Below are 16,234 nucleotides of genomic sequence, written 5' to 3'. Positions count from 1 at the left end.
CCTATACATAAAGCCAAGAACAAGAGAATCTTCTATGACAACAAAATCACGACTTCTTCTCATCGTCACTTTTATGCTCCTTGGGCTTACCACTGCAACCATTATTAACGTCTCGCTTAACTTTCGAGACTACAGCATCAAAAGTGCGACCGAAAAAGCCCAGATGACAGCAAACGTCGTCAAAGACGGCATTACAGCACATATGGTCAATGGCATGATGGACAAAAGAGCCTACTTTCTCAACCAAATTTCCAACAGTAACGATGTTGAATTTTTACGACTAGTTCGTGGAGAAAATGTTATAAAGCAGTATGGCAAGGGCTTTGAGCATGAGAGCTTGCGTGATGCCATCGATGAAGAGGTACTCAAAAGCGGCAACAGTGTAGAAAAAATCACAGAGACTGCAAAAAGCACAAAACTCAGAGTAAGTATCCCTTACAAAGCGACACAGGACAACACGGTTGCAAGCTGTCTTAACTGCCATAATGTTGCAAAAGGGGAAGTTCTTGGCGTTATCAGTATGGAGTTTGACATCGGCGATATGCGCAACAGCGGTGTCATGACTATCGCTAAAATTCTTCTTATCAACCTCCTCTTTATCGTTGTAGCACTTTTACTCATTAACCACTATGTCACTCCATATATGGATCTCTTCTCCAACCTCCAAAACGGTATCAAAAAAGCATACAGTGGTGACTTCACCCACCAATTTGCTTCTAAAGTAGGAGGCGATGCCAAAAATGTTGTGGAGCAGATGAACTCCTTATTTCGCAAAATGCAAGAGACCTTTGGCGATATAAAATACAACCTTGCCACTTTTATCCCTCAAGGATGCGTCTCTTCAAACGACCCGCTTCATGAAGCAAAAACCATCATAAGTGAACTCTCCGATATCTATAAGTTCAAAAAGACCATTGAACTTGATGCTTCAAAGAGTGAAGTTTACACGAGAATCATAGATATCTTAAAACTCAAATACCATGTTGGGCACTTTGCTCTTTATGAAGTCAACAATGTCAGCAGCGAGAGAAAACTCATCTACTCAACGGAAGAGAGCAGCATCTGCTTTGAGAAAACAGCTAAAAATGCCATCCAGTGCAGAGCGTACAGAACAAACAGCGTTACTATCTCGACAGAGTTTCCAAATCTCTGCCAAGCATGCGTATCCTCAGATATGAATTATGTCTGTATCCCTTTTCCTATCAACCACGACATCAGTCTTGTTCTCTCTATGACCTCAACACTCAGAGATGAAGTGGAACTTATGAAGAAAAATATATCAAGTATCAAACACTATCTCGAAGCAGCAAAACCTGTTATAGAGAGCCAGATTCTTATGGAAAAACTACGAGACACTTCGCTTCGTGATGGTATGACGGGACTTTATAACAGAAGATTTTTAGAAGAAGTTATCGACAAAATAATGAGCCAAGCAGCAAGAAACAAAGACACTTACTCTGTTTTAATGCTCGATGTGGATTTCTTTAAAATGGTAAATGACACCTACGGACATGATGTGGGAGACAGAGTTATCGTTGCCCTCTCTAAGGTGCTCAAATCCTCTATCCGTGAGTCAGACCTTGCCATCCGCTACGGAGGGGAAGAGTTTGTAGTGATGCTTCACAATGCGACTGATGAGGGAACAACAAGTATCGCATCAAAAATCCACTCCGAATTTGCAAAACTCTCTTTTGACGTAGGTAACGGTGAGCCTCTAAGAAAGACTATAAGTATCGGTATAGCAAAATTTCCAACTGATGGAGACACTATCTGGAAATGTATCAAATACGCAGACACAGCACTCTATGAAGCAAAAGATACAGGAAGAAATAAGATAGTAGAGTTTAGAGCAGATATGCACAAAAGCGGTGATGATTTTTAATGACTGGTACCGCGCTGCTCTTAGCCTTATTTCGCTATCTCTATATGACGCATACATAACACGGCAAGTGCGTCACTATTTGGAAGTAAGGCTTTAGCCTCGCCCATTTACCATAAAGAAGTGTATTAAAATTAAAAGAGTGATATAACCGCAAGGCGTGAATGAAGAAGCATACTTGAAGTATGTGACGAGTGAGCAACGCAGCAAGTGCGTCGCTATTTTGATTTTTAGTGTTTAGTGCTGCAAGCGCTTACACCTGGAGGTGTGGTCGGTTGTACACCCTCGTTGCTTGCTCCGCCTTGCGCATTTACAGCCTCAATAGTAGCCCAGATAGACTCAGCTGCTGCCATATAGCGTTTTGCACTCTCGCTAGTCGGTGCTACGAAAGTGATAGGCTTTCCTTCATCTCCGCCTGTTCTGATGCTAGGCTCGATTGGAATCTCAGCGATTATCTTTGTCTTAAACGCATCCGCCATTGGTTGAGATGTCCCTTTTCCAAAGATATCATACTCTACTCCCGTATCCGGAGCGATAAAACCGCTCATGTTTTCAATAATTCCAGCTATTGGGATGTTAAGCTTTTGGAACATATCGAGTGATCTTTTTGAGTCATCAAGAGAGACCGCTTGAGGTGTAGTAACCGTTAAACCTGCAGTTACAGGTACGCTTTGAGCAAGTGTAAGCTGTGCATCACCAGTACCTGGAGGCATATCGATAACTAAAACATCCAAATCACTCCACATGATGTCTCTTAAAAACTGCTCGATTGCTTTCATAATCATAGCACCGCGCCAGATAAGGGATTGTCCCTCTTCCATAAGCGAACCCATCGACATCATCTCTAAACCATACGCTTTGATAGGAAGAACTTTGTTGCCCACAACTTCAGGCTTAACATCCGCAACGCCTAACATTCTTGGGATGTTTGGTCCATAGATATCCGCATCTAAAAGACCTACTTTTTTACCCTGTTGAGCAAGTGCGATAGCGATATTTACGGATGTTGTTGACTTACCAACTCCACCTTTTCCGGAGCTTACCATCAAAAAGTTTTTGATTTGCGGAGCGATGTTTTTGCTCTTTGGCTTTGGAGCTTCTGGCATCTTTGGAGCTTTGATGTTTACTGTTACATTGTTCGCACCTACAGCTTTTAGCTCTTTTGTTGCATCATCTGTGATTTGTTGTGCAACTTCCGGTGCGCTTGATGTAATCTCAACATTAAAACTTACATCATTTCCATTAATCTCTATACTATTTACAAAACCAAAAGTAACGATATCCTTGGTAAACCCTGGATAAAGAACTTTTGATAGTGCCGAATTTACAACTTCTTTTGTCATATCTACTTCTTTCCTTTATATAAATTTTATTTTTGTAACTTTACCATAATTAAATAAGACAAAAATTATCCTATATCAATTAGATTATTTTTTTAAAAAACTATAACTTTTTTACTCACACGGCCTCTTTGGCTTTTGCATCTTGTATGATTTTCTCAATCGCTTCAGGGTTGTCCATAAGATTTTGCGTTATCTTGTAAGAGCAGAATTTTGGTCCGCACATAGAGCAAAACTCCGCCTCTTTAAAGACATCTTGAGGCAATGTTTCATCGTGGTACTCTTGCGCTCTTTCGCTATCAAGTGCCAGTTCAAATTGTCTCTTCCAGTCAAAGCGGTATCTTGCATCACTCATCTCATCGTCGATATCTCTAGCACCCTTGCGACCTCTTGCGATATCTGCGGCATGTGCGGCTATCTTGTAAGCGATAATCCCCTCACGAACATCATTTGCGTTAGGCAAACCTAAATGCTCTTTTGGCGTAACATAACAGAGCATACTAGCCCCATGCCATCCGCCAACCGCCGCACCGATAGCTGAACTTATATGGTCATATCCCGCCGCTATGTCTGTAACCAAAGGTCCTAAGATATAAAACGGTGCTTCATGGCAAAGTTCACGCTGTAGCTTCATATTGCGCTCAATCTGGTTAAGAGGTACATGCCCCGGTCCCTCGATCATAACCTGAACATTCTTCTCCCATGCACGAAGCGTCAATTCACCTAAAACTTTGAGCTCTCCAAGTTGCGCATCATCACTTGCATCCGCTAAACACCCTGGACGAAGCGAATCACCGAGTGAGAGTGCGACATCGTACTTAGCACAGATATCTAAGATAGCGTCATACGCCGTATAAAAAGGATTTTCTCTATGGTAGTGCATCATCCATGCCGCCATCAAGCTTCCGCCACGGCTTACTATCCCCATCTTTCGCTTTGCGATTTTTGGCATAGTTTCAAGCAAAAATCCTGCATGGATAGTAAAGTAACTTACCCCCTGCTTTGCCTGCCTCTCTAAAACCTCAAGCATGACATCGATGCTTAAATCCTCTATCTTGTTGCCGACATCATGAAGTATCTGATAAATCGGCACCGTTCCGATAGGAATCTTTGAAGCCGCAATAACCGCTTTTCGTATCTCATCCAAATCTCCGCCTGTTGAGAGGTCCATCGCCGTATCTGCTTTGTAGTGCTGCGATACTTGAATCTTCTCTATCTCGCCTTGAACATCCGATGCGATTGCGGAAGAGCCGATATTTGCGTTTATCTTGCATTTTGAAGCTATTCCGATTGCCATTGGTTCAAGATTTATGTGGTTTACATTTGCAGGAATTATAAGTCTCCCGCGTGCGATTTCACTGCGAACAAGTTCAGGAGAGAGCTCTTCTATCTTAGCGACATACTCCATCTCCTCGGTTATAATGCCCTGTTTTGCATAGTACATCTGCGTTCTAACAGGGTCATTCTGGCGTTTTTTTACCCATTCGCTTCTCATAAATTTCTCCAATACTAATTTTTCATTTTCGTTCTTTTGGAAATATAGTCAAATAAAGTTAATCTAAATTTAATCTATCTCTCTTTTTGTCACAAAAAAGTGTAACTTCAAGATAAAAAAAAGCTTTTGCTATGTATAATTTCGTAACACTTAACATCTTAGGAGTCTGTTTGTCTCACTTAACGCTTATTTTACTCGCTGCGGGTAGCTCTTCGCGCTTTGGAACTGGCGTAAAAAAGCAGTGGCTTAGAGTAGGAGATACTCCTTTGTGGCAATTTGTAGCAGATAAATTTGAGGGTACAGGCTACTTTAACAAGATTATTGTTACATCCTCTGCTGATGATATAGAATTTATGCAAAATTGCGCCTCTTACACATTTGTAGAGGGTGGCGCAACAAGACAGCAATCACTTAAAAACTCACTTGAACATGTCACAACAGAGTATGTTCTTGTAAGCGATGTTGCACGCGCTTGCGTAAGTGATGCTTTTTTACACACTATTGTATCTCATATGGGCAAAAGTGACTGTATAGTTCCCTATCTTCCCATCAATGACACTATCGTTTATGATGATACTACCATAGACAGAGAGCGTGTAAAAAGAGTACAAACACCTCAACTCTCACTTACCTCGGCGCTACGCAACGCTCTTTTGCAAGAAGTTGATTTTACGGACGAGAGCAGTGCCATCGTTGCAAATGGGGGCAAAAGGGAGTTTATCTTAGGAGAAGAGGCAGCACACAAGATAACACATCTGCAAGATTTAAAAAAAATCCCATGTCTTGGGGCACCATCAAACGATACTCTTAGCGGTGTCGGTTTTGATGTACACGCTTTTGACGACAAAGGCGAGATGTACCTTGGTGGCATCAAGATAGATGCCGCGTATGGTTTTCTTGCGCACAGTGACGGTGATGTAGCGATTCATGCGCTCATCGATGCACTTTTGGGCGCTGCTGGGATGGGCGATATTGGGATGATGTTTCCAGATAACGATGCCACATTCAAAGGTATAGACTCCAAAGAGCTCTTAAGCGTCGTTGTTGCAAAACTTCGCCGTTTTGGATTTGTTATCGTTAATGTTGACATTACCATCGCCGCAGAAAAACCGCGCATAGGCAACTATAAAACGGCTATGAGAAAAACACTGAGTTCACTTTTAAACATCCAGAGCCAGAGAGTAAACATCAAAGCAACAACAACTGAAAAACTCGGCTTTATAGGAAGAGGTGAAGGCGTTGGCGTGATTGCAAATGCAAATTTAAAATATTTTGATTGGACAAAAATTTGAAGATACTAATTATAGAAAACGAAGTTTATCTCGCACAGAGCATCGCTACAAAACTAAGCGAGTTAGGGCATATTTGCGAAATGTGCACATCAACAAGAGATGCCATCAAAAGCAATAATTACGATGTTGTTTTACTCTCAACAAACATCAATGGACAAGACTTTAACCCAGTTATAGAGACATTCAAACGCTCCATCATCATTTTAATGGTCTCTTACATCAGCAACGACACTGTTTCCAAACCTCTTGCGGCTGGGGCAAAAGACTATATCCTTAAACCTTTTATGATTGAAGAGCTTATCAGAAAAATCAACCACTACCAAGATTACGAGAAACTCAAAAAGAGAAATGTAGCGTATGACAAATATCTCACACATAACTTTGCATCACTCATCTCTGGGCATAACTTTGAAAATGTGGAGCTTCCTCTTTTTATCTCCTCTGCATACCAAAAACATGCAGACTCTTTTGCCTTTGAGTATGCAAAAAGAAAAAATCTACCCCTGTTTTTTATTACACTGAGTGATTCTAAAGCTCTTGATGAGATAGAGTCGATTACCGAAAATGCTCTTATCTACATCATCGACTTGCAGTTGCTTAAAAAAAGTGAGAGAAAAGCGCTTTATGCTCTGCTTGAGAACAAAAAAGCCATCCTCTCAAGCACTGATAAAATCGAGGATGATGACTACCCACTTTTAGAGATAAAAAGTGAGAGCAACATCTTTGATCAGGGTGAAATTCTCCCAATCGAAGAGTATGTCAAGTTTATAGTTTTAAACTATCAACATAAATTTCCAGACACGGAACTATCAAAAAAACTGGGAATCAGCCGTAAAAGTTTATGGGAAAAGCGAAAGAAATATGACATCGTCAAGAAAAAATAAAACAATCCTTATCGACAAAGAGGCTGCTTCTGCACTAGAGCTTTTAAAAGATGGTTTACTCTCGCCTGTTGTATCGCTTATGAATGAAGAACAGAGCAGGAGCGTTCTTGAAACAGGACTTTTCAATGGTAAATCCTTTCCTTTTCCCTTTATCTTAGCCCCCTCTGGCAAAGTAAACTCTCAAGTCCTCTCTTCCCTTAAAAGCGGTGAAGAGGTCACGATTTTATTTAACAACAAACCTTTTGCGACACTTATCGTGGATGGAGTTTTTCACATCGACCCTAGCCATAGAATCAAGCAGATTTATGGCACTGACGATATATCGCACCCTGGGGTTTTAGCAACTCTCAAACGTATCGGCTCTTTAGCTGTATGTGGAGAGTACACACTTTGTAACAAATCAAGCAACACAAACAAAAAAAGTATAGAAGAAGCAAAAAAACTCATTGACGCAAAGCACACAACCGCACTTGTTATGGGGGCAAATCCTCTGCATCGCGCACATGAAAAGCTGATTCGCCAAACGTTAGAAAATACTGATTTGCTTGTTATATTTCTGCTTAAACCCTATACAGAATCAAATCTCTCTTATGAGATAAGAGCGCAAGCGCTTGACTTTTTTATCAACAACTTCTTGACAAAAAACCATGTCGTGGTTGTTCCTCTTGAAAACAGCTATATTTTTGCAGGCTACAATGAGATTATCATCGATGCAGTTGTCGCTAAAAACTACGGTTGTGATAAGCTTACCATCGGACGTAACCATGCAGGACTTGGAATGTTTTACGACTGCAACTCTAACAAATCCATTATCGATAAAGTAGTGGGGATAGATATAGAGATAAATGTTGCAAGTGAGTATGTTTACTGCGACAAATGTACAACATTAGTGAGTAAAAACACATGTCCACACGGTCAGCACCATCAAATATCCTACCACTCTAACTCTATTTTAGAGCTTTTAGAGCTTGGCATTCTTCCGCCTACTATCTTGATGCGCAAAGAGATTGCCGCGGTTATTCTCTCACAACTCCATCCAAATAGATTTAAAAATCTTGAAAAACTCTACTACGATATACTCCCGACAGAGGGGCTTTTACAAGAGCATACAGAAAACGATTTTTACTTAGAGCTTATGAAGCTCTATCAAACATCATCGCTGACATAAGGAGAAGAATGAACTGGTTTTTTATAACACTTGGGTACAGCGGTCTCTCCCCAAAAGCCCCTGGAACAGTTGGCTCTTTGGTGGCGCTTGTACTTGGCATAGCAGTCCTTCTCTTTTTTGATGTACAAACGCTTTTTTTAGCAGCAGTGCTTTTCTCGGTTGTTGGTATTCGTGAGATTAACAAATATGAAGCGCAAAGCGGTATCCATGATGACAAACGCATTGTGATAGACGAGCTTACAGGAATGTGGTTTGCGCTAAGTGTTGCACCTGCGATGAGCGTAAATATGGGTGAAATAGCTGACTTTCAAAATGGTTTTTTGATTCAGAGCTTGCTCTCTTTTGCCCTCTTTCGCTATTTTGACATCAAAAAACCTTCTATCATTGGAAGGCTTGACCGTGAAGCTAAGGGCGGTGTCGGGGTGATGGCGGATGATATAGTTGCCGGTTTTGCCGCGGGAATAGTTAGTGCGCTACTTTGGCATGGGTATTTGCAACTCTCTAGCTTTATTTAGATTTCTGTGTTATAATTTTGCCTAGTTGGGACAAATAGAGAGCTGCGAACTCTCTATAAGCTTTTTAATACAATCTTGTTGCCAAAAGCATCAAGATAATAACAATTATGACGGTTGATCGCATTGTTACTCCTTGTTAAAGGCTGACCCTGTCCCACCTTCCTCCTCGCAACACAATCAAACCAATCATAACCGCCAACTAGTAAAGCAATTATAACCAGATTCTGCCGCTAAATAAACAGCGGATCTTCCGATGGCTCTATCTCTTCAAAATCTTCTATAATCTGTTCAAACATCTTCATCGTCTTTTTTGCTTTTGCACTATGTTCATCAAAAATTGGCTTTGAGTGTGGGAAAGATTCACTTAGTTCTTGATAGATTAAGATACGACCATTGATATGTCTGTTTATCTCATCAAATGCCTTCCTTAGGTACTCTTTAGAGTTAGTGTGTCTAAAGAGTGCTCGAACCATTTTCACGCGCTCTTTGATTGGCAAAGATTCATCAATCGCCTCTGCAATTCTTTTGATGTCTAATCTTGAAAGATAGACACCACTGATAGCAGGCGCAAGTAGCTTTTGGGTGAGTGCATCGACAAACTGTGGTACAGGCTCATCATCTTCTTTGTCACCCGCGTCTCTGTCTCTTTGAGCTTCCTGTGGGTCTAGGGAGCAGTTCTCTTTTACAAGTGCTTCAAACTCCGCTCTTAAATCCCCTAAATCTTCTCTATTCATCTCATTCTCCTTAAAATTTCATATCACTTTTATCATCTTCAAGATGTCTCTTTTCTTGCAAAAACCTAAAAATCTCTTGTGTCATCTCTTCTAGCATCGCATCAAACCCTATATAAGAAACACCAAGTTCCTCTGCCCTTGCTTTAAGTACCGAGGGCTCTTTTTTGCCTTTCATGTCAAGATTGAGTCCGCCCAAAGAACGCACCATATCTAAACTCTCAAAATCAGAAAAATCAAGCACCGCATCGTAACCGCCAAACTCCACGCTCATACCCTCTGCAATACGGTTGACATCGGCATTTTGCCTCTGCATCTGCAAAACAAACTGCATTAACGCTTCCAAATCATCGTAAAAATAGCTCACTTCCAACCCATCGGCTGCCAGAGAAAAAGCTTTTGCATAGCCATTTATCCCTATGAGCGCTATCTTTTTTACCTCTCTTTTTTTTAAAACACTTACCAATGCAGATGGAAAAACAAGGTCTCCAAAAAGCTTTTGCCCATCTCGCACTACCATATCGCATACACCGGAACTTTTGACTATCTCCGAAGCATCATCCAAAATTTCTACAACACTTTTTGTATATTCTCTTGCAAGAAGTGCGCCGTTTACGTGTGATTTTTTCATATTGACAAGCGTATAGTAAAAATCATCTTCCCGTATATTCATAGGAATCATCATCGCATTTTTGTTATTTGCCTTAAAGAGTTTGTTGAGCGTGGCAGAGAGGCTGCTTTGCCCCGCATTTTCGCCTATAAACCCATAAAGCATCGTGTGATGTGATATCTCGTTTGCATTATTCATCATGATAACTCCTTATTCCCCAAAGTTCTCGTGCCTCTTCCTCTTCTGCTTTGCATCTGTAGCAGAGTTTGTCATTAGAGTTTGTACTAAAAATCATATCGCACTCGCCACATCGTCGCACCCTAAAAGTAATAAGATTTTGCACAGCAGGCTCAAAAAACTCTTTGATACGATAGCTTGGGGAGAGCTTGATGGCATCTGGTTCACAAACATCATGACATATATGGCACTTTATACATAAAAATGGGTCAAAATCTATCTTAGAGTTTTTTATATCCGAACTAAGCGCCCCTGTTGGGCAAACTCTATAACACATCTGACATGCCGTACATGCTTCACCATCAAGAATCTTCATAGAAGTAAATGTAAGCTCGTCAGACTCTATAACATAATAAACGGATGGCTTTTGCACCCTCTTTAGCGCTGTAAAGAAGAGTTTACGTCTCTCGGTAATGCGTTTTTGCTTTAAAAGTGCTATATCACTTTTTTGCAGTGTATGCTCCACAAGCTCATCGGTTGCTTTTTGAATCTCTTTTTCAAACGCATGTTTTGTCTTAAGAACGCCCTTGAGGTTGGCTTTAGAAAAAAACTCTCTTCTTGAAGTGCTTGTTTCTTGCTCCTCTTTCTCATACTTGATATTTTCAAGTTTGATAATCGCATCACTCTCCATCGCTTCTAGGATATAAGATGCCTCTTCATGGTTTTTTCGGATTTGCGGCTCGCACTTATGGGCAATTGCACACCCCTCACAGTGTCCCATATCAAAAAGTATCTCTTTTTTCAAAAGAACCATAGCTATGATATTTTCAATGTTGAGCGCGGCAATACATGGAACATTTTTGTGACAAGAGATAATATTTTCTTTATCTTCTACAAAATCAAAAAAAAGTTCCGTAGCGCTAAAATCATCCAAAAAAAGCGCTTCGTTGGGACATACCGCATCACATGCGCCACATCCCACACACGCAGAAAAGTTGATGGAAGGAAGCGGGTTGTTCGCTACAACAATAGCACTCGTTGGACAGATAACTTCACACTTGTTGCACTCACTCTCTTTGGAAAGAGAACGTACACAACGGCTAGCTTTAAGCTGTATCATCTATACGTCAAGCTCACTTGCAAGATATTCATTATCACTCAGTAAAAATTCCAACGCCATATCTGCCGCGTCATAGTACAGAGGGGTTCTTGCTTCATACTTTACATTGACAAGATACATCGGTGCCCATTTGAGAAGATGTTTGTTTAAAAACTCCATCTCTATGCCTCTAAGCGCTTTTGCCGCTTCCATGTCATTGTCTTCAAGCGCTTTTATCTCAGCCTCAACCAAGTGGTGCATAAACTCCAACTCAACTCCGATATGATCCGCCGAAATCGTACGCGCCGCTTCATAATCCACCATAAAATTGTAAGCACTGTAGATATCTGTAACTGGGTTTGCCCCGCCTGTTTCGATTTTTTGGTCTTCTCGCGTATAAAAAGTTTCGTAAGGAATCAAGTGCAAGAGAGAGAGATTGACAAAATCTGGGTTTAAGTACTCCTCTAAAAGCTCTTTATTGCCAAGCTCTACAAAAAAACTCCACTCTTTAAGTGTTGGGAAGAAGTCTAAAATATTTGCATCATTTCTGATTGTTTGAAGCATCCCCTCATCGAGTTCTTGCAACAGCACACGAGAGAGAAGCGCATAAATATTGGTTCTTGCTTTGGTATTTTGCATTTTTTTATTTTCTTTATATGTAATTTTACTAATGTTACGCACTAAAACGAACTCGTCCGCTTTAGTGCGTACTATCAGATTTTAGTGTGATTTTATCTAAAAAGTATAAATCTAGTATTATTTGGTATTTTTATATCCCCTCCGCAATCATCGCATCAGCCACTCTTTTAAATCCTGCTATATTTGCGCCATCAACATAGTTCCCCTCAACACCGTACTCTTTTGCCGTAAGCGCAACTCTTTTGCAGATTTGCTGCATCGTCTCTTTAAGCTTTGCATCAACATCTTCAAAACTCCATCGCTGCATAGAAGCATTTTGGCTCATCTCAAACTCACTTACAGCCACGCCACCCGCATTGGCAGCTTTGGCTGGAGCAAAAGAGATTTGCTGGCTTAAAAAGAGTGCGATTGCTTCTGGCGTAGAGGGCATATTTGCTCCCTCAGCTACGCAAACGCATCCATTGGCTATGAGATTTTGTGCATCTGCCTCAGAAAGTTCATTTTGTGTTGCACAAGGAAATGCCCCATAACAAGGGATGTTCCATACAGGATGCTGCCCTTGTGGATACTCTAAAGCAGTGATATATTTTGCCTCTGGGTGTACCTCAACATACCGCTGCAGTGAGCTTCTCTGATTCATCTTCAGCTCTTTAAGCAGTGCCAAATCTACGCCACGTTGGTCATAGATCATACCATTAGAATCACTACAACTCACTGGGATAGCTCCCTCTTGATACAGTTTTTCTATAGTATGCAGCGCTACATTGCCCGCACCGCTCACTGTACAGATTTTTCCCACTAACGACTCTTTTTTTTGCATCTCAAGCATTGCTTGTGTAAAGTAAACAACACCGTACCCTGTAGCTTCTGGTCTCATAAGAGAGCCACCAAACATAAAAGGCTTTCCTGTTAAGACGCCATCATAGGTAGTGGTGATTTTTTTGTATGCGCCAAAAAGATACCCTATCTCTCTGCCACCCACCCCTATGTCCCCCGCGGGAACATCGATTCTAGCGCCTATGTATTTGTAAAGTTCATGCATATATGCAGCACAAAAACGCATAATCTCAAACTCGCTTCTGCCTTTAGGGTTGAAATCACTTCCTCCTTTAGCACCGCCTATAGGAAGTCCTGTGAGCGCATTTTTAAAAATCTGCTCAAAACCTAAAAATTTTAAAACGCCCTCATTCACACTTGGGTGAAAACGAAGTCCCCCTTTGTAGGGTCCGAGTGTGTTGTTAAACTGCACACGGTAGCCAGTATTTACCTCTATCTCATTTTTGTCGTTGAGCCATGTCACTTTAAACTTGATGATCCTATCAGGTATGACAAGTCTCTCTAAAATCGCGTATTTTTGATAGCGCGCATCAGACTCTAAAAGCGGAGCAATCGAGTAAACAATCTCCTCCATAGCCTGATAAAAAACACTCTCATTCGACCCTCTGTTTTGTTCAAATTTTTTTATCTCTTCTTCTGCTATGCCCATTTTTGCATCCTGTTTTTTTGTAAAAGATGTCATTCTACATAATTTTGACATAAAACAAATTGATTGTTTTTTGGATATGTTAAAATTCCATAAAAAAGGATTTCCCATCACGTACACATTTATCCATACTATTCATATCTTTTCAGTCTTTATCTATGGCGGTTTTTTATTTGTCGATGTTCTTTTTCTCTCTAAAATGAACCAAACACTTAACGATGCAGAGCACACAAAGGCAAGAGAAGCCATTATGATGCATGTTAGAAAAGTCGTACCTTACGCTCTTATGGTAGCTGTTGCTAGTGGGCTTTACCTTTTTTCACAAGCTTTTGGCAAGATAGAAAATGGCGCACTCTCCTACTTTCAGACACTTCTTTCTATCAAAGCATTTTTTGGATTATGGCTGGGTTTAAGAGGCATCAACCAAAAACTTTTCAAAATAAATCCTTGGGTATTTAAGAGCCATTTTTTTCCATTTAGCCTCGTCGTTATCATCATTCTTCTCTCGCAATTTATGTATTTATAAATTTGAATTTATAAGATAAATTCATAATATTCTTGAAAAAAATATGCTATGATTCAAGCAAATAAGAATTAAAGGTTTTGGATGTTTCAAAAACTAAGTATTTACAAGAAGATGAATTATTTCATCGCTATGGTGACAATCTCTGTCTTCTCCGCTGCGGTATCCATTTTTATAGCGATGGGGCATATTGACTCAAAATATGAGCATTTGCATGAAAACTCAATGATAGGTGGTTTGACCACACTGAAGATTGAAAAAAATCTCAATTACGTCAGCAGACTCTCAAGAGACATTATGCTGGGTGGCAGTTACGACAAAAATATAGAAAATCTTGAAAAAACGATTCACGAAGTGGAGAGTGGTTTTGTAACATTAGAGAAGCTAATGGAAAAAGAGAACTCTTTAGGAATGGTTCAAGAGGCAAAAAACTCCACGATGCTCTTTTTAAACAACACGCTTGCGATGATGAAAAAATTGACTCCGGCAACCATAGAAGAAGATAAAACTCGCATTTATGCAAACTACTCCAAAGAGCTCACTCCTTATGCAAACACTTCAAGAGACTCTTTTAAAAAGCTTGTCGATTTAAAATCAAAAGAGCTTGAAGAGGACTCTTTTGCTCTTGGCAAAGAGATAAACTTTTTCAAGTATCTCGCACTCATCGCAGGTATTATCGTAGGTCTTGTTGTACTTATCTTGGCAACTGTCATTAGAAAATCGATAACTTCAGGGATTAACGACTTCACATCCATCATAAGCCATGTTGCCAAAGGTGATTTTAGCCAAAAAGCAGCGGCAACAGACAAAGAGACGGAACTCGGGATTATGGGGTATGAACTCTCTAAACTTATCGGGCATACAAAAGATCTTATCCGTGAAATCAACACAACCATTACAGATGCATCTAAAGGTGTCTTTTCACACAATATCTCTTCAGAAGGCATGAGTGGCGAATTTGTCGATGCGATAGAGAGCGTGAGAAAAAGCATCGATTTTATGAAGACACAAAATGCAAAAGCACAGCGCGATGTTTTCAACTCAAAAATCAGTACAAAAAGTGTCAATGTTTCAGAGTCACTCTCGCTTATTATCTCTGATTTGAGCTCAAATATCAACGACCTAAAAACGATAACTTCTGCAACAAAAAGTGCTTCTGAGCTTGCAATGAACTCACGTAATGATATTTCAGACATCACAAGAGAGCTCAACGCACTCACAGAGCAAGTCAACAGTAACAACCACAGCATCTCTGAGATAGCAAATCAAGCAAATGAGATTACCTCAGTTATCCAACTCATCACAGACATCGCAGACCAAACGAACCTTCTTGCGCTCAATGCAGCCATCGAAGCAGCACGCGCTGGAGAGCATGGAAGAGGATTTGCAGTTGTTGCCGATGAAGTACGTAAGCTTGCAGAGAGAACCCATAAAGCAACAGGCGAAATCTCTGTCTCTATCAAATCTCTCCAACAAGATATGAATGAGATTCAAACAAGTTCTGAAAGTATGAAAGTAACAGTTGAAGACTCAACACAAAAGATGAATGGATTTGAAGATACTCTCATCGCACTCAGCGACAACTCTTCAAAGATGGTTGACTACTCCTACACGATGGAAAACAGCGTCTTTGTCGTTCTTGCAAAACTTGAACATATCTTATACAAATCACGTGTTTACAACTCTATCATCTCGCTTCATAAAATGTTCGAACAGCAAAACACGCATGAGTGTGAACTCGGTGCGTGGCATGATGCTGAGGGAAAGAGAAGATTTTCTCAAACAACATCGTTTGGCAAACTAGCAGCGCCGCATGAGATAGTACACCGCAATGCAAACGCAAACTTAGCGTATCTTGAGCATAATGCAGAGGTGACGACCCTTAACAATGCGCAAAATATTATTGACAACTTTGACCATATGGAAAAAGCTTCTGAAGAACTTTTTGAACTCTTAGATAAAATGCTTCAAGAGTCTAAGTAGGTTACTATTCCCACTCCTCATAGATGGAGCGGGAGTGCTTCTCTTTTTTATAACGTCTTGCATTTTTTGTTTTTTCAAGTTGGTTGGAGAGATATAAAATATCTTCCTTAATCTCCCCTATCTCCTTCTCACTCTCTCTATAAGCAATCATCTTTTGAACAAGTTTTTGCAACTCTTGCAAATCACCTTTATAAAGCACTATCTCTTCAACTTTTAAAAGCAGCTTCAAAGCACTCTCTATTTTTTTAACATATCCCTCTTTTGTAAGATCTGCCGTGCTTGTGAGATAAGAGGTGATACTCTTGTGAAATCTCTCGATAGCGCGCACGTAACGAAGTCTCATTGCATTGTCTATTGCTTTTTGTGATGCCACTCTTAAACCTATTATTTATTTGTTGATATAATTATACACTTAA

15 protein-coding genes are annotated in these 16,234 nt (G+C 40.3%); 7 read left to right on the top strand and 8 right to left on the bottom strand.

The features are described 5' to 3' along the window. Positions 1 to 34 precede the first annotated feature (34 nt). Positions 35 to 1,882, top strand: a complete 1,848-nt coding sequence (locus tag AC6H4V_RS03300; protein WP_497607459.1) for a GGDEF domain-containing protein — start codon at positions 35 to 37, stop codon at positions 1,880 to 1,882. Between the two features lie 227 nt (positions 1,883 to 2,109). Here the strand turns inward: AC6H4V_RS03300 and AC6H4V_RS03295 are convergent, their stop codons facing one another. Further along, entirely contained in the window at positions 2,110 to 3,222 is a 1,113-nt protein-coding gene (locus AC6H4V_RS03295; protein WP_497607458.1) for an Mrp/NBP35 family ATP-binding protein, read from the bottom strand. Positions 3,223 to 3,337: 115 nt separating this feature from the next. Continuing rightward, positions 3,338 to 4,714, bottom strand: a complete 1,377-nt coding sequence (thiC, locus tag AC6H4V_RS03290; protein ID WP_497607457.1) for a phosphomethylpyrimidine synthase ThiC — start codon at positions 4,712 to 4,714, stop codon at positions 3,338 to 3,340. Positions 4,715 to 4,845: 131 nt separating this feature from the next. Here thiC and AC6H4V_RS03285 point away from each other — a divergent pair, with 131 nt between their 5' ends. Genes AC6H4V_RS03285 through AC6H4V_RS03270 form a run of 4 tightly spaced genes read left to right on the top strand, consistent with a single transcriptional unit; the run spans position 4,846 to position 8,573 of the window. Next, entirely contained in the window at positions 4,846 to 6,006 is a 1,161-nt protein-coding gene (locus tag AC6H4V_RS03285) for a bifunctional 2-C-methyl-D-erythritol 4-phosphate cytidylyltransferase/2-C-methyl-D-erythritol 2,4-cyclodiphosphate synthase (protein ID WP_497607456.1), read from the top strand. Further along, positions 6,003 to 6,890, top strand: coding sequence for a response regulator (locus AC6H4V_RS03280; RefSeq protein ID WP_497607455.1), 888 nt, complete (start codon positions 6,003 to 6,005; stop codon positions 6,888 to 6,890). The genes AC6H4V_RS03285 and AC6H4V_RS03280 overlap by 4 nt, the downstream gene beginning before the upstream one ends. Further along, positions 6,868 to 8,058: a sulfate adenylyltransferase gene (locus AC6H4V_RS03275; protein ID WP_497607454.1), complete on the top strand. Its 1,191-nt coding sequence runs from the start codon at positions 6,868 to 6,870 to the stop codon at positions 8,056 to 8,058. The genes AC6H4V_RS03280 and AC6H4V_RS03275 overlap by 23 nt, the downstream gene beginning before the upstream one ends. Positions 8,059 to 8,066: 8 nt before the next feature. Beyond that, a complete protein-coding gene (locus AC6H4V_RS03270; RefSeq protein ID WP_497607453.1) occupies positions 8,067 to 8,573 on the top strand; it encodes a phosphatidylglycerophosphatase A family protein in 507 nt (168 codons plus the stop codon). Positions 8,574 to 8,803: 230 nt separating this feature from the next. Here the strand turns inward: AC6H4V_RS03270 and AC6H4V_RS03265 are convergent, their stop codons facing one another. The 5 genes from AC6H4V_RS03265 to gdhA form a co-directional block, all read right to left on the bottom strand. Further along, entirely contained in the window at positions 8,804 to 9,307 is a 504-nt protein-coding gene (locus tag AC6H4V_RS03265) for a hypothetical protein (protein ID WP_497607452.1), read from the bottom strand. Between the two features lie 10 nt (positions 9,308 to 9,317). Further along, on the bottom strand, positions 9,318 to 10,115 hold the full coding sequence (locus tag AC6H4V_RS03260) for a hypothetical protein (RefSeq protein WP_497607451.1): 798 nt from the start codon (positions 10,113 to 10,115) through the stop codon (positions 9,318 to 9,320). After that, positions 10,105 to 11,211: a 4Fe-4S binding protein gene (locus AC6H4V_RS03255; protein WP_497607450.1), complete on the bottom strand. Its 1,107-nt coding sequence runs from the start codon at positions 11,209 to 11,211 to the stop codon at positions 10,105 to 10,107. Before AC6H4V_RS03255 ends, AC6H4V_RS03260 begins: the two co-directional genes overlap by 11 nt. After that, positions 11,212 to 11,829 carry a TorD/DmsD family molecular chaperone gene (locus AC6H4V_RS03250; protein WP_497607449.1) on the bottom strand — a complete coding sequence of 206 codons (618 nt, stop codon included), beginning with the start codon at positions 11,827 to 11,829 and terminating at the stop codon, positions 11,212 to 11,214. It abuts the gene before it with no gap. 130 nt (positions 11,830 to 11,959) lie between these two features. Then, positions 11,960 to 13,315: an NADP-specific glutamate dehydrogenase gene (gdhA, locus tag AC6H4V_RS03245; RefSeq protein ID WP_497607904.1), complete on the bottom strand. Its 1,356-nt coding sequence runs from the start codon at positions 13,313 to 13,315 to the stop codon at positions 11,960 to 11,962. A gap of 76 nt (positions 13,316 to 13,391) precedes the next feature. Between gdhA and AC6H4V_RS03240 the strand changes: the two genes are divergently transcribed. Continuing rightward, a complete protein-coding gene (locus AC6H4V_RS03240; RefSeq protein WP_497607448.1) occupies positions 13,392 to 13,838 on the top strand; it encodes a hypothetical protein in 447 nt (148 codons plus the stop codon). Positions 13,839 to 13,919: 81 nt separating this feature from the next. Then, positions 13,920 to 15,818 (top strand): methyl-accepting chemotaxis protein, encoded by a 1,899-nt coding sequence (locus AC6H4V_RS03235; RefSeq protein ID WP_497607447.1) that lies wholly within the window; start codon positions 13,920 to 13,922, stop codon positions 15,816 to 15,818. A 4-nt stretch (positions 15,819 to 15,822) separates the two neighbouring features. On the opposite strand, the gene AC6H4V_RS03230 is transcribed toward AC6H4V_RS03235, so the two are convergent. Beyond that, on the bottom strand, positions 15,823 to 16,191 hold the full coding sequence (locus tag AC6H4V_RS03230) for a hypothetical protein (RefSeq protein WP_428730686.1): 369 nt from the start codon (positions 16,189 to 16,191) through the stop codon (positions 15,823 to 15,825). Positions 16,192 to 16,234: the final 43 nt, after the last annotated feature.

Source organism: Sulfurimonas lacustris, assembly GCF_059705355.1.
The sequence above is the reverse complement of the archived record's forward strand: the minus strand, read 5'-3'. Positions and strand labels throughout refer to the sequence as shown.